General features: G+C 61.6%; 13 protein-coding genes. 12 read left to right on the top strand and 1 reads right to left on the bottom strand.

What is annotated here, in order from left to right; translation table 11 throughout:
- Positions 1-86: 86 nt before the first annotated feature.
- The 8 genes from pyk (at position 87) to ACO9S2_RS07150 (ending at position 8,782) form a co-directional block, all read left to right on the top strand.
- Positions 87-1,547: a pyruvate kinase gene (pyk, locus tag ACO9S2_RS07185; RefSeq protein ID WP_423721272.1), complete on the top strand. Its 1,461-nt coding sequence runs from the start codon at positions 87-89 to the stop codon at positions 1,545-1,547.
- A 15-nt stretch (positions 1,548-1,562) separates the two neighbouring features.
- Positions 1,563-2,108 carry a hypothetical protein gene (locus ACO9S2_RS07180; protein WP_423721271.1) on the top strand — a complete coding sequence of 182 codons (546 nt, stop codon included), beginning with the start codon at positions 1,563-1,565 and terminating at the stop codon, positions 2,106-2,108.
- Positions 2,105-2,752 (top strand): HAD family hydrolase, encoded by a 648-nt coding sequence (locus ACO9S2_RS07175; protein WP_423721270.1) that lies wholly within the window; start codon positions 2,105-2,107, stop codon positions 2,750-2,752. The genes ACO9S2_RS07180 and ACO9S2_RS07175 overlap by 4 nt, the downstream gene beginning before the upstream one ends.
- Complete coding sequence (locus tag ACO9S2_RS07170) at positions 2,749-4,440, top strand: M16 family metallopeptidase (protein ID WP_423721269.1); 1,692 nt, start codon at positions 2,749-2,751, stop codon at positions 4,438-4,440. Before ACO9S2_RS07175 ends, ACO9S2_RS07170 begins: the two co-directional genes overlap by 4 nt.
- Positions 4,441-4,481: 41 nt before the next feature.
- The gene (locus ACO9S2_RS07165) at positions 4,482-5,912 is read left to right on the top strand and encodes a M16 family metallopeptidase (protein WP_423721268.1); all 1,431 of its coding nucleotides are present in this window, start codon (positions 4,482-4,484) and stop codon (positions 5,910-5,912) included.
- Positions 5,913-6,085: 173 nt separating this feature from the next.
- The gene (locus ACO9S2_RS07160) at positions 6,086-6,928 is read left to right on the top strand and encodes an MBL fold metallo-hydrolase (protein WP_423721267.1); all 843 of its coding nucleotides are present in this window, start codon (positions 6,086-6,088) and stop codon (positions 6,926-6,928) included.
- A gap of 8 nt (positions 6,929-6,936) precedes the next feature.
- Positions 6,937-7,911, top strand: a complete 975-nt coding sequence (locus tag ACO9S2_RS07155) for a site-2 protease family protein (protein WP_423721266.1) — start codon at positions 6,937-6,939, stop codon at positions 7,909-7,911.
- 124 nt (positions 7,912-8,035) lie between these two features.
- Entirely contained in the window at positions 8,036-8,782 is a 747-nt protein-coding gene (locus ACO9S2_RS07150) for a zinc ribbon domain-containing protein (protein WP_423721265.1), read from the top strand.
- A 17-nt stretch (positions 8,783-8,799) separates the two neighbouring features.
- On the opposite strand, the gene ACO9S2_RS07145 is transcribed toward ACO9S2_RS07150, so the two are convergent.
- Complete coding sequence (locus ACO9S2_RS07145; RefSeq protein ID WP_423721264.1) at positions 8,800-9,429, bottom strand: acetate uptake transporter; 630 nt, start codon at positions 9,427-9,429, stop codon at positions 8,800-8,802.
- A gap of 179 nt (positions 9,430-9,608) precedes the next feature.
- Here ACO9S2_RS07145 and ACO9S2_RS07140 point away from each other — a divergent pair, with 179 nt between their 5' ends.
- The 4 genes from ACO9S2_RS07140 to kdpB all read left to right on the top strand — a co-directional run bounded on the left by ACO9S2_RS07140 (position 9,609) and on the right by kdpB (position 14,419).
- Positions 9,609-10,094, top strand: a complete 486-nt coding sequence (locus tag ACO9S2_RS07140) for a DUF1566 domain-containing protein (protein WP_423721263.1) — start codon at positions 9,609-9,611, stop codon at positions 10,092-10,094.
- 294 nt (positions 10,095-10,388) lie between these two features.
- Positions 10,389-10,478 (top strand): K(+)-transporting ATPase subunit F, encoded by a 90-nt coding sequence (gene kdpF, locus ACO9S2_RS07135; RefSeq protein WP_423721262.1) that lies wholly within the window; start codon positions 10,389-10,391, stop codon positions 10,476-10,478.
- Positions 10,478-12,283, top strand: a complete 1,806-nt coding sequence (kdpA, locus tag ACO9S2_RS07130) for a potassium-transporting ATPase subunit KdpA (protein WP_423721261.1) — start codon at positions 10,478-10,480, stop codon at positions 12,281-12,283. Before kdpF ends, kdpA begins: the two co-directional genes overlap by 1 nt.
- 21 nt (positions 12,284-12,304) lie before the next feature.
- Positions 12,305-14,419: a potassium-transporting ATPase subunit KdpB gene (gene kdpB / locus ACO9S2_RS07125; RefSeq protein ID WP_423721260.1), complete on the top strand. Its 2,115-nt coding sequence runs from the start codon at positions 12,305-12,307 to the stop codon at positions 14,417-14,419.
- Positions 14,420-14,425: the final 6 nt, after the last annotated feature.

Genomic DNA, 14,425 nt, shown 5'->3' with positions numbered 1-14,425 from the left:
TGGATGTAGAGTCAGCGTGAGTCGCCGATCCAGTCGACACACTATCCTGTTAGACCAGACTCCAATCCGAAGTGAGCGCGTGACGCATGACCGTTGCCATGCGGAGAGCCAAAATCGTCTGTACGATCGGCCCGGCCAGCCGTGAACCGGCCATGCTGGACCGGCTGATTGCGGCCGGCATGAATGTCGCGCGCCTGAATTTTTCCCACGGCTCGCCGGAGAGCCACGCTGCCACGCTGGAAGCCATTCGAACAGTGGCGGACCGTCGTCAGGCGACGATCGCCGTGCTCCAGGATTTGCAGGGCCCGCGCATTCGCCTCGGGACCCTACCGGATGCGGGGGTCGAACTCGCTGTCGATCAACGCGTCAGACTGGTGGGGGGCCTGCTGCGTTCGGGCGGACAGATCGGCGCGCAAACCGTATCCCCTTCCCTGACCATCGATCTTCCCGTCACCTATCCGCAACTGGCCAGAGATGTCCGCCCCGGCGCCAAAATCTTGATCGACGACGGCCGCATCGAATTGCTGGCATCGTCGGTGTCGGGAGGCACGGTCGAATGCCGGGTGATCACCGGCGGTCTGGTGACCTCGCAGAAGGGCATGAATCTTCCGGGCACCGTGGTCAGCGCCCCCACGTTGACGGAGAAGGACCGGGCGGACATCCGGTTCGGCGTCGCCCATCAGGTCGATTACCTGGCCCTCTCGTTCGTCCGGGGGCCTGAGGATATTCAGGCGGCCCGCGAGTTCGTCCGGGCCTGTGGCGGCGATCAACCGATTATCGCCAAGATCGAACGGGCCGAAGCCATTGCCTCGCTCGGCGCGATCCTGGATGAGGCCGACGGCGTGATGATCGCGCGCGGCGACTTAGGCGTGGAAATGGGGCCGGAGGCGGTGCCGGTCCTCCAAAAGCGGATTATCCTGGACGCCAACCGGCGCCGCCGGGTTGTTATTACGGCCACGCAGATGTTGGAATCGATGATGACGCAACCGGTGCCGACCAGGGCCGAAGCGTCCGATGTGGCCAACGCGATTTTCGACGGGACCGATGCAGTCATGTTGTCCGGGGAGACGGCGCGCGGTCAGTATCCGGTGGAGACGGTCGCCGTGATGGATCGCATTGTGCAGGCGGCCGAAGCGGGACCGCGTCTCGCGCCGGCCGCCGACCGTTCGCCGGGGCAGACGGAGACGATCGCCGAAGCGATGTGCAGCGCGGCCGCGTCTGCTGCGGCGGCAACAGGGGCCGTTGCCCTGGCGGTGTTGACGGAATCGGGCATGACGGCCAGGCTGCTGTCCAAGCATCAACCGGCGGCGCCGATTGTGGCGTTCACGCCGCACGAGCCGATCCGCCGCCGCATGGCGCTGTATTGGGGGGTGACTCCGCGGCTGATGCAGTGGGTGCCGGACCCCGACGAGCAGATTGCGGACATCGATCGCCGGCTCAAGGCCGACCGGCTGGCCGTCGTGGGCGATCGGGTCGTTTTGCTGGCCGGGACCGTGGCCGGGAGGCCCGGCGGAACGAATGTGATGAAGCTGCATGCCATCCAATAGGAGCGAGTTCTCGTAATGCGACCGATGCGCCATCTTCTCTTCCTGCTGGTTTTGCTGAGTTGTCCCCTTGTGGCGCTGGCGCAGAGCGGGTCGCTCGATCAATCACCGACCACCATCGTCAAGCGGTACGTGACCCTCGACAAGAAGGGGGCGCGGATGGATGCCATGTCGTTCGAGACGCTGGTGCCGTATATTGATTGGCGGGACGAACCGGTTTGGGGCCGGGTGGTCGTGATCAGCGACGTCACAGTTCCCGAGGACTACCGGCAGTGGGAGGTGGTCAACAAGCTCGAGGTCGTGATCCCGGTCACCTTTCAGGTGCTCGGGGCGGTCTACCTCGAAACGGCCGCCTTTGTGCCGGAGGAAATGACTGAGGAAGTGCGGTTTCGCGTCAAAGCCGTCCGGAACAAGTGGCGGATTATGGAGCCGGTGATTCCGCCGCATGTCGGGCTGAAACGCATGATCGACTTGGTCCGGGAAGCCGAACTGAAGGAAACAGACGCCGAGAAGGGCCGCATCCTGGCGGAACTGGGCGAGACATTGCGAAAGGTTGCACCATGACGAAGACCCCGGTCGATCTCCTGATTTTCGATCTCGACGGCACGCTCATCGAATCCAAATGGGACATCGCCCATTCGGTCAATCTCACGCTGGTTGAGTTGGGGCTGCCGGAACGTCCGCTGGAGGAAATTTTCGGCTTTGTCGGCGACGGGGTGAAGAAGCTGTTGCGGCTGGCGGTCGGCGAGAGCGAGCGCGTCAGCTTCGACGAGGCCTTGAAAGTCTTTCGCGGCCACTATCTCGAACACTGCCTGGACCGGACGGTCTTCTTCCCCGGCATCGAGCCCATGCTGCGGCATTTCTCCGACAAGCAGAAGGCGGTCGCGACGAACAAAGCGATCGAGTACACGACCGCCATTTTGAACGGGCTGGGCGCGCAGCATTTTCATTACGTCGTCGGCGGCGACAACGGATTCGGGCTCAAGCCGGAGCCCGGCATGTTGCTGCACATTCTCGAGCAGATGAACGTGCCCAAGGAACGCGCGGTTCTGGTGGGGGATAGCACGAACGATATTAACGGCGGGCACAATGCCGGCATCCGGGTCTGCGCCGTCGGATACGGCATGGGCAACCGGGAAAAGATGGCGGCCTGCCAGCCCGATTGGTTCATTGAACGGCCGGAACAACTGATGGAGATCTTTCAATGACAACTCGAACGTCTCTCGTCTCTCGTCAAGCGTATCTCGTGCAAGGAAGGATTTCGTACAACACCGGAGTGACCAGTTCGGCCTGGTTTTCACGCGGTCGTTTCTTGGCTTTTCCTGCGCTTCACGCTTCATGCTTCACCGTGGTCCTCCTGGTTCTGGTCCTGGGCCTTGGCCTGAACCTCGACCTGCTGTTCGCGGCTTCGCCGAGCCTGGCCGACCGGGTCATCGAGCATAAGCTCGCCAACGGCCTGACCATCCTGATGGTCGAGCGTCATCAAACGCCGGTCGTGTCGATCAACATCACCTTCGGGGTGGGCGGCGTCAACGAGCAAGCGGGGCAGACCGGCATCGCCCATCTGTACGAGCACATGGCGTTCAAAGGGACGCGCACCGTCGGGACGAAAGACTATGAAAAAGAGAAACCGCTGCTCGACGAACAGCACCGCGTCGGGACGCTCCTCGACGAGCGGCAGCGCGCTCTGGCGAAGAGAAGCACCCCGGCGACGGCGGAGGAGCAGGCCGAGATCGAGGCGCTGCAAAAGCGCGTCGCCGACTTGCAGGCCCAGGCCGGACAATATGTGGTCGGCAATGAAATGGCGCTGCTCTATCAGCGCCACGGCGGGGTCGGCCTCAACGCCTCCACGGGGAAAGATCTGACGCGGTATACGATCAGCCTGCCGGCGAACCGCCTGCCGCTGTGGGCGGCGATCGAAGCGGACCGCATGGCGAATCCGGTGCTTCGCGAATTCTACAAAGAGCGCGGGGTCGTGATGGAAGAGCGCCGGTTGCGGAATGACGACAGTCCCAACGGCCTGCTGTTCGAGACCTTCACCTCCGCGGCCTTCCGCGCGCACCCCTACGGGATTCCGACCATCGGCTGGGGGTCGGACATTCTCTCGCTGACCCCGGCGGCGACCGAAGCCTTCTTCAAGACCTACTACGGGCCGAACAATGCGACGATCGCGCTGGTCGGCGACGTGAATCCGAAAGAGGTCATCGCCCTCATCGACAATACGTTCGGCAGGATTCCCGCGGCTCCGCAGGCTCCGGCCATCGTGACGGTGGAACCGGAACAGCGCGGGGAACGGCGCGTGGAAGTGGAGTTCGAGGCCGAACCGGTCGTGGCGATCGGCTACCACAAGCCGAGTCTGGGCCATCCCGACGACGAGGTGTTCGACGTGATCGATGAAGTGCTGACCGACGGCCTCACCTCCCGCTTGCAGACGAAGCTGGTGCGCGAGAAGCGGCTCGCCGCCTCCGTCGGCTCCGACGCCAACTATCCGGGCGTGGGCGCGCCCAATCTCTTCATCCTCACCGCGACGCCGCTGGCTCCCCACACGGCCGCCGAGGTGGAAGCGGCGCTCTACGAAGAATTGGACCGGCTGAAGACCGAACCGGTGCCGGCCAAAGAATTGGAAAAGATCCTGAACAACATCGATGCCGATATGGTGCGGACGCTTCGCTCGAACGGCGGGCTCGCGTCGCAACTGGCCTTGTATCAGACCGTGGCGGGGGATTGGCGCCATGTCTTGAAATCGCGGGATCGGGTCGCGGCCGTCACGGCGGCGGACATCCAGCGGGTCGCGAAAGAATATTTTACGAAATCCAATCGCACGGTGGGGACGCTGGTGAAAAAACCGAACGGGAAGAAGATGGCTTCAGTGCCGGGCAGCGAGGTGACGCGATGAGGTGGATGAGAGGCAAGGGGCAAGAGGCGAAGGGCGTTGGAATGCCGTATCTATTCACGGCGGCTGTGCTGTTGGCGGGTTCTGTGACAACCGCCTGTGCGGGAGAGCTCGTGCTCGGCGATCCGCGCACGATGACGTTCAAGCCGGTCGAGTTTACTCCGCCGGAGCCCGATCGAGTGGTGCTCGACAACGGGATGGTGGTGTACCTCCTGGAGGATCATGAGCTGCCGCTCGTCACGGTGTCGGCCACGATGAAGACCGGATCCTGGCTTGATCCGGCGGACAAGATCGGCCTGGCCTCTCTGACCGGGGCGCTGATGAGGACCGGCGGCGGCGGCGGTCTGTCGGCGGAGCAGGTGGACGAAGAGTTGGAACACTTCGCCGGGAATGTCGGCATTTCGATCGGACACGAATCCGGCTCCGCCTCGCTGGATGTGCTCAAGAAGGATCTCAAGCGGGGGCTCCAGATCTTTGCGGGATTGCTGCGGGCGCCGGCGTTCGATCCGGAACGGGTCGAAATTGCGAAGCTGCAGGCCCTCGAAGGGATACGCCGCCGGCAGGATAGTCCCGGTTCCATCGTAGGCCGGGAGTTCATGAAACTGTTGTACGGGCCGGATCATCCGACCGCCAGGGAAACCTCCATCGCCTCGATCACACGCATCACCCGCGACGATCTGGCGGCGTTTCACCGGAACACGATCCATCCCAACGGCATCATCCTGGGGGTGACCGGAGACTTCGAGAAAGCCGAGATGCTGGCGGCTTTGCGCGAGGTGTTCGGCGATTGGGCGAAGGGGACCCTGCCGGATCTGAAGATTGCCGACGTGCCGGACAGCGAGATGGCCAAGCCGGCGATCCGGTTCGTGAACAAAGAAACCTCCCAAACCCATCTTCGGGTCGGCCATTTGACGATCAAAGAGAACGATCCGGACTATGTCGCCCTGGCGATCGCCAACGACATTCTGGGCGGGAGTTCCTTCCGCAGCCGGCTATTCAACGACGTGCGGACCAAACGCGGCCTGGCCTACTCCGTGGGCAGCCGGTTGAATTCCGGCATACATGATCAGGGCGTGTGGCTCATGCGGGCGGAAACGAAACTGGTCTCGACGCAGGAAGTGGTGAGCCGCTTCGTGGCCAACATCGAGCGGATGCGCACCGAACCGGTCACCGACCAGGAGTTGGCCGAGGCGAAAGAGGCCTACGTCAACTCGTTCATCTTCTCGTTCAGCAGTCCCTCGGCAATCGTCAGCCGCCTGGTGGACCTGGAGTACGACGGACTGCCCAAGGATTTTCTCCAGCAGATCCGTGAGAAGGTGCTCAAGCTGACCAGGGAGGACGTGCTGGCAGCGGCCAAGAAGCACCTCCATCCCGATCGTCTCAAGATCGTCGCCGTCGGCTCCGGCGAATCGCTGCCGAAGGTGCTTTCGACCTTCGGTGAAGTGAAAGAGATCGAGCTGAGTCCGGAGGGGTGAAGGAGTGGCCGGCGGCGGGGGCGTTCTCTTGCTCGCGCCCCGCGCACGTAGGATCAATTTCATTCTCATCAATGCGGTTAGTGCTCGGTGCATGCGCGCAGTAAGAACGACCCCCACCGCCGGCCTTGGAGAGGACAGGGGAAGAATGATAATAAACGGAGTGATCGCTTGGCATGCCCTTAGAAGACGAGCTGTGTGACATTCTGAAAAAATCCCGGACGGGCCAGGGCCTCTCGGTTGTGGATCTCGCGCGGTTGACGGGCTTGCCCGGTGGCGACATCACGGCGCTGGAGCGCGGCGATCAGCCGCGCGATCGCATGGAGGTGCGGGCTTTGGCGAAAGCCCTCGGCCTTCGTCCCGGGCCGTTGGAGCAGATCGCGATCGAGAAGTGGGAGCCGGCTGCGCAGCGTCCGCCTGTCTGGGTGGACACGATCCAGGGATCGATCAATGGCTATGGGGTGCAGGGCTATGTCGTCCATGACGGCGGCGAGGCGCTGCTGATCGACACGGCCTACAATCCCGCGGCCATGATCGAGTTCTTATCGGCGCACCGTTTGAGCCTGGTCGGGATTTGCCTGACGCACGGTCATGCGGACCATGCCGACGGGATCGAGCAGATTCTGAAGTTTCGCGAGGCGCCGGTGTATCTTGGAGCGGAGGATGTCGAGCTGCTGAGTTGGCAGCCTCCCGCGGCGCAGCTGAAAGTGCCGCAGCATGGACAGACGATCGCCGTCGGCCGTCGGCTCGTACGCTGTCTGGCAACGCCCGGCCATACCCCCGGAGGGATCTGCTATCGAGTGGATGATCCGGAGACGCCGCTCTGCTTCGTCGGCGATACCTTGTTCGCCGGGTCCATCGGCCGTTCGAATCCTCACACGCTCTATCAGACCCATCTGACATCGGTCCGGACCGGAGTGCTCGGGTTGCCGCAGGCCTATCGCCTGCTGCCGGGCCATGGACCAGCCACGACCGTCGAAGAAGAGCTGGCCCACAATCCTTTCTACGCCACCGCCTAGGAGCCCTCATGGATCGTGACCGGCGGTCGGCAGATGCTCCTATTGATGAGGACATGGACCGGTCGTTCGTCAGCGAGCCCGCGGAGGAGGATGCCGGCGACTATGTCGAATCGACCTTCTCGCGCTATGTGCTACCGATCGGATTGTTCGCCCTCACCATTTTTACGACCCTCTGGGCCGGGGCCTACCAGGATCATCCCAACCTCTTTCGTCCGATGCGCGGAGCCTGGGATCTGCTGGTTGAACGTCCCGAGGAATTGTTGCAGGGAATCCCTTTTGCCGCGACGTTGTTGTTGATCCTGGGCACGCACGAGCTGGCGCATTTTCTCTGCTCGAAATGGCACCGTGTTCCGGCCTCGCTGCCGCTCTTTATTCCTGGGCTGCCGGTGCTGGTGGGCACGTTTGGGGCGATCATCCGTGTGCGCGGGCAAATCGTGGAGCGGAAGGCCCTGTTCGATATCGGCATCTCTGGTCCTCTCGCGGGGTTTGCCGTCGCGCTCACCGCGTTGGTGGTGGGGCTGCATTGGTCGCAGGTGGAGATCGGGATCAGCCCAACCAGTCCCTTTCTGGTCGGCCGATCGCTGCTCGTCGACTGGGGTGTGTCATGGGCATTTGGCGATTTGCCCAGAGGCGCGAGCGTGAATTTGCACCCGGTCGCCGAGGCGGCCTGGTTCGGGCTCTTCGTCACCTGTCTCAATCTCATTCCCATCGGCCAGCTTGACGGAGGGCATGTGGCCTATGCCTTGTGGGGGAAGACCCAGCGGACCGTTGCGCTGGGCGTGATCCCCATTCTGCTGGTGCTGGGCTACTTCGGCTGGCAGGGATGGTGGCTCTGGGCGCTCCTGTCGAGCCTGTTGGGTGTGGCCCACCCGCCGATTCCTTCCCCCCGGTCTCCGCTCGGCGCTGTGCGAATCGGGCTCGGGTGGGCGACGGTCGTCCTCTTCGTCCTGATTTTCCCGCCATTTCCCATTGTGACCCGCTGAGACCGAGTGATCGGTGATCAGTGTGGGGGGACGAGTGGGAACTCCAATAGCGGCGTGGAGAATCCGACAAGTAGGTTCCCGCTAAATTCTTGCCGGATCGATGGCTTCACCCTAGCATGCAGGCATGGACGCTCTCGAAGCCGAGACCCGCTTGTGTCCCAAGTGCCAGGCCGATCGGCCCGATGCGACGATCGAGTGTGTGAGGTGCGGGATCATCTTCGCGAAGTATCGTCCATTGCCGGCTCATGTCGTCGCACCGGCTCCAGTGGCGAGCGAGGCTCGGTGGATTCTCATGGTGCGAGAGTGGCTGATCGAATCGGATCATGTGTCCGATTCCATGACCCTCGTGGGTCGCGGGCTGGTCTTTATTATGCTCGCCTGGTGGGGCATGAAGTTCATCGTCACGCCCCTCGAAACCAACTATACGGGGGAGTCGTTCCTGCATCTCATCAATCTCCCGTTCCACGAAGCCGGTCATCTGTTCTTCAGCCCCTTCGGATGGTTCATGATGATTCTCGGGGGAAGCCTGGGGCAGGTGCTGATGCCGCTGATCTGCCTCGGCACGTTCGTCCTGAAGACCCGCGATCCGTTCGGCGGATCTGTGGCGCTCTGGTGGACGGCGGAAAGCCTCATGGACGTGGCGCCCTATATCAACGACGCGCGAGCCATGGACCTCATCCTGCTAGGGGGCGTGACGGGGAAGGAAACCGACGGCCACGACTGGAACAATCTGCTCACGATGCTTGGTTGCTTGGAGTGGGACCATCGCCTGGCGCATCTGGTCTACAACGTCGGCATGGTGCTGATGCTGGGCTCGTTCGTGTGGGGCGGTTGGCTGCTCACCCGGCATTATGAACGATCCAGGCGCTAGATTGTGACCTGTTTGAGTCAGCGTGCCGGAACCGGCTGGTCGGTGACACGCCGCATCGGAGAACCATTCCGGTGCAGCAACGGCGGGCCCAGCGGGACCAACTGATGCCCGGTAAAGGCTTGCGTCAAGCTCGCCACCGCATGATAGAAGGCCATGAATCCGACAACGATATGAAGGATGCCGGGCAAGGTTTCCCCGATCACATTAAGCCGCTCCAGGACGGTCGACGAGAAGGTCACGGCAATCACGATGTGGAGAATGCAGAGCGTGGCGTTGCGATAGGCGGTGAGGTAGACCATCACCAATGAAAAGGCTGCATACACAAGATTAATGGGGGCGAACAGCACCATGTCGAGATGGAAGGAGGTGCTTTCGCTCACGAGCGTTGCGATGCAGACCGTCGTCCAGAAGAATCCGTACATCGTCAGGGCGGTGCCGCCCAGTTGCTCGTGATAGCGGATGTCGGTGATGCCGGCCAGAATTTGCACAATCCCTCCGAACATCAGGGCGATCACCAGGGTGCCGACTTTGTTCGAATTGGGAATGCCGCCGAGTTGTGCCACGCCGAGCGTCAAGGCTCCGACCGCGAGACCGAACAACCCGATCGCCAACACATCGATTCGACGATGATGCTCCGCACCGCTCATAGGCTTCCTCCCTCGATAGTCTTCAGGCCGGATGACCGTTCCCGTTTTGAAGCGCCCCCGGGCCCTGTCAATCGGCGCCCAGCATGCCCCACGGACTCTTGAAAAGACAAGCGGCCTGGGGCAGACTGCGCGCAATCTCCCATCGAACGCGCCGCGACCTTGCGGAAGAAAGGACCACCATGACGAGGCGAGCCTACCTCCATGCGGGTATCCGGCTGATCGGATTCGGGTGCGCCCTTCTGTTCCTTTCGGGAGAGTGTCTTGCGGACGAGAGCGCGGCGCGATTCACGCTGGTCCTGAACGGAGCGGGAGTGAAGGACGGCAAGACCGGGCTCATCTGGGAGCAGGAGCCGGATCGGGAACATGATGTCTGGAGCCGCTCCAATGAACGGTGCACGACGAAGGAGGTTGGCGGAATAAAAGGCTGGCGCGGTCCGACCATCGATGAGCTCAAGACCTTGATCGATATCTCACAGCACGATCCGGCTCTGCCGGCCGGTCATCCCTTCTCCAACATCCGCTCTGAAATCTATTGGACCGCGACGCCGGACCCCAAAGACGACATCGTCGCCTGGCAGGTCAGTTTCTTCAGCGGCGAACCGGTCACCGACCAGAAATCCGGGACGCGCCGGATGTGGTGTGTGCTGGGAGAGTCGCGCCGGTAGCGAATCCTGGACCGACCTTCTGTGGTTCAGCGGGATTCTGTATGCTGCACTATTGAGCCATGACTGGCTCATTCCATGTCTCTCTCCCATCCAAGCGAGTTTTGATCCCCTCTTGACGATCCGTCCCTTGGTTTTAACACCGTTTTTACTCTGTGGGTGCTACATCACTCCTTAGGGAATACTGGTAGGGAGGGTGACCGGTGGATTTCCTGTACCTCAGCATCATGCTGCTCTTCTTTGCGGTTTCAGGTTGCCTGCTGCACGGTCTGGACCGCCTGTAAGAAGGAGGATGACATGGCAGGGTCCTATCTCATCGGCGGCATCCTCGCGCTCGGGTTACTGATCTATCTGATGATTGCCTTGTTGAAGCCGGAGAGGTTCTGATGACGATCAATGGACTGGCGCAAATCGCACTCTACTTTCTCGTGCTGCTCGCTCTGGTCAAACCGATGGGTTGGTACATGGCACGGGTGTACGAAGGCCAAGTCTGTGGACTCGACCGGGTGGTGGGCCCGCTTGAGCGGCTGGTGTATCGTCTGTGCGGCGTGCGTGAAACCGAAGAGATGGATTGGAAGACGTATGGGATCGCCATGCTGGCATTCAACGTCATGGGGCTGGTCCTGCTGTACGGGCTGCAGCGATTTCAAAACTTCCTGCTGCTGAATCCGGCAGGGGCGGGCGCCGTTCCGCCGGATCTCGCCTTCAACACGGCGGCGAGCTTCGTGACCAATACCAATTGGCAGGCCTACGGAGGCGAAACCACCCTGAGCTATCTGACTCAAATGTTGGGGCTCACCGTGCAGAATTTTGTGTCCGCTGCAACCGGCATGGCGATCCTGGTCGCCTTGATCAGAGGCCTCGCGCGACGCAGCGCCCTGACCATCGGCAACTTTTGGACCGATCTCGTCCGCAGTACGCTGTATATTCTCCTGCCGCTGGCCCTGCTCTTGTCCCTGTTGTTGGTGTCACAAGGCGTCGTGCAGACGTTTGCCTCATACCAGCCGGTCACCATGCTTCAGCCGGTCAGCTATGCCAAGCCCGTGATGGATGCAAATGGGCAGCCGGTGCTGGATGAACAGGGGAAACCCAAGACAGAGCCCGCGACGGCTGTCGAGCAAGTGTTAGCGGTCGGACCGGCGGCCTCTCAGATCGCGATCAAGCAACTCGGGACGAACGGCGGCGGATTCTTCAACGTGAATTCGGCCCATCCGTTCGAGAACCCAACGCCTTGGAGCAATTTCCTCGAGATGTTGGCGATCCTCCTGATCCCTGCGGCGCTCTGTTACACGTTCGGGATGATGGTCGGGGATACGCGTCAGGGTTGGGCGGTCCTGGCAGCGATGACCATTCTCTTGATCCCGTTCGTCACACTCGCTGTCTGGGCGGAACAGAGCGGGAATCCTGCCTTCGTGACAATGGGAATCGATCAGGCCGCCAGCCCGGATCAGGCGGGTGGAAACATGGAGGGCAAGGAGGCGCGGTTTGGCATTGTGAATTCCAGCCTCTGGGCGGCGGTCACCACGGCCGCGTCGAACGGGTCCGTCAATTCCATGCATGACTCCTACACCCCTTTGGGCGGACTGGTTCCGATGTTCCTGATGCAGTTCGGAGAAGTGGTATTCGGCGGGGTCGGCTCGGGCCTCTACGGCATGGTGGTCTTTGCCATTGTCGCGGTGTTTCTCGCAGGGCTGATGGTGGGGCGTACTCCGGAATATCTCGGCAAGAAGATCGAGCCGTACGAGATGAAGATGGCTGCGCTGCTGATCCTGATCATGCCGATTCTCGTGTTGGGGTGCACGGCGATCGCCGTGGCCACCGAGTCCGGTACCTCGTCGATTCTCAATCTGGGCGCACATGGCTTCAGCGAGATTCTGTACGCCTATACCTCTCAGGGCAACAATAACGGGAGCGCCTTTGCCGGTCTGAATGTGAACACCCCCTTCTACAATCTCAGCGGGGGGATCGCCATGCTGATTTCCCGATTCTGGCTGGCGATCCCGACATTGGCGCTCGCCGGCTCGCTGGCTCGAAAACAGATTGTGCCGGCTGGACCGGGCACGCTCCCGACGCACACGCCGTTGTTTGTGGGGTTGTTGATCGGAGTGGTGGTGATGGTCGGCGCCTTGACGTTTGTGCCGGCCTTGGCGTTAGGGCCGGTCGTGGAACATTTGATGATGGTGGGTCGCTAGCCACTAGGCAGAGGCAATCACATGTCGACATCGACGAAAGCGCGCCCGCTCTTCGATCCCCCGCTTGTCCGACACGCGATGCTGGAGGCGCTGCGCAAGCTCGACCCTCGGCTACAGGTCCGCAACCCGGTGATGTTCGTGGTGCTCGTGGGGAGCCTCCTCAGCACCCTCTTACTTGTCCAAGCGCTGGTCGGGAACGGAGAAGCGCCGGCTTGGTTCATTTTCTCGATTGCGCTGTGGCTCTGGTTCACCGTGCTGTTCGCCAACTTTGCGGAAGCCATGGCGGAAGGCCGCGGCAAAGCTCAGGCCGATTCGCTTCGTCGGGCGCGCCGGGATATCATCGCAAGGCAGCTCGGGCGTGTGGAGCCAGGCGTTGATGATGAGGCCGCCACGAACAAACAATTCCAGCGGGGCGATCTGTCCAATGCGGTTTCCGCGAGTGCGTTGAAGAAAGGCGATGTGGTGCTGGTGGAGGCCGGAGAGTTCATTCCAGCTGACGGCGAGGTGATCGAAGGGGTGGCGTCGGTGAATGAGAGCGCGATCACCGGTGAGAGTGCGCCGGTGATCAGGGAAAGCGGCGGCGATCGCAGTGCCGTGACAGGGGGCACGAAGGTGCTCTCAGACTGGCTCATCGTTCGTGTCACGGCGAGCCCGGGCGAGAGTTTTCTCGACCGGATGATCGCGATGGTGGAAGGGGCCAAGCGTCAGAAGACGCCGAATGAGATCGCCCTTACAATTTTGCTGGCCGCGCTCACCATCATCTTTCTCTTGGCAACGGTGACGTTGTTACCCTTTTCTCTGTATAGCGTGCAGGCCATCGAGCAAGGAACGCCGGTGACCGTGACGGTGTTGGTGGCACTGCTCGTCTGTCTCATTCCTACGACGATCGGGGCTCTCCTCTCGGCCATCGGTATCGCCGGCATGGATCGCATGGTGCAAGCCAACGTCATCGCCATGTCGGGAAAGGCGGTCGAGGCGGCGGGCGATGTGGATGTGTTGCTCCTCGACAAGACCGGGACCATCACGCTGGGCAACCGTCAGGCGACCGCCTTTCATCCTGCAGAAGGGGTGAGTGATCAGGCGCTGGCCGATGCGGCCCAGCTCTCGTCGCTGGCGGACGAGACGCCGGAAGGCCGAAGCATCGTCGTGCTTGCGAAAGAGATGTATGGATTACGCGCCCGCGACATCCACGAGCTGGGCGCCATGTTTATTCCCTTTTCGGCTCAAACCCGCATGAGCGGCGTCAATCTCAACGGGAGGGAAATCCGCAAGGGGTCTGCGGATGCCATTGAAGCCTATGTGACGGATCGGGGCGGGCATTTTTCCCGTGCGACCCGCGCACAAGTGGAAATCATTGCGAAGCAGGGGGGGACACCGTTGGTGGTCGCGGAGGGGCCAAAAGTGTTGGGCGTCATCGATCTCAAAGATGTTGTGAAAGGCGGGATCAAGGAACGATTCGGGGAGCTGCGACGCATGGGCATCAAGACGGTGATGATCACCGGCGACAATCCGCAGACTGCGGCGGCTGTGGCCGCGGAGGCCGGCGTAGACGATTTCCTGGCACAGGCCACGCCTGAAGCCAAGCTCCAGCTCATTCGCGAGATGCAGGCCGGCGGCCGGCTCGTCGCCATGACGGGGGACGGCACCAACGATGCCCCGGCACTGGCTCAGGCTGACGTCGCCGTGGCGATGAACACCGGCACGCAGGCCGCCAAAGAAGCGGGCAATCTGGTCGATCTGGATTCGAACCCCACGAAGCTCATCGAGATCGTGGAAATCGGCAAGCAGTTGCTCATGACCCGCGGAGCCTTGACCACATTCAGCATCGCCAACGATGTCGCGAAGTACTTCGCCATTATTCCCGCAGCCTTTGCCACGACCTATCCGGCTCTGAATGCGCTCAACGTGATGCGATTGGCAACTCCGCAAAGCGCGGTCCTGTCCGCGGTCATTTTCAACGCGCTGATTATCATTGCGCTCATTCCGCTCGCTTTAAAAGGAATCGCGTATCGCCCCATCGGCGCGGGTCCATTGTTGCGGCGTCATCTTCTGATCTACGGGTTGGGCGGTGTCGTGGTGCCGTTTATCGGTATTAAGCTGATTGACATGATCTTAGTCGCGCTTCATTTGATCTGAGGCAGT

This window comes from Nitrospira sp. NS4, assembly GCF_049546785.1.
GTDB lineage: Bacteria > Nitrospirota > Nitrospiria > Nitrospirales > Nitrospiraceae > Nitrospira_D.
This window is presented reverse-complemented; position numbering and strand designations above follow the sequence as displayed.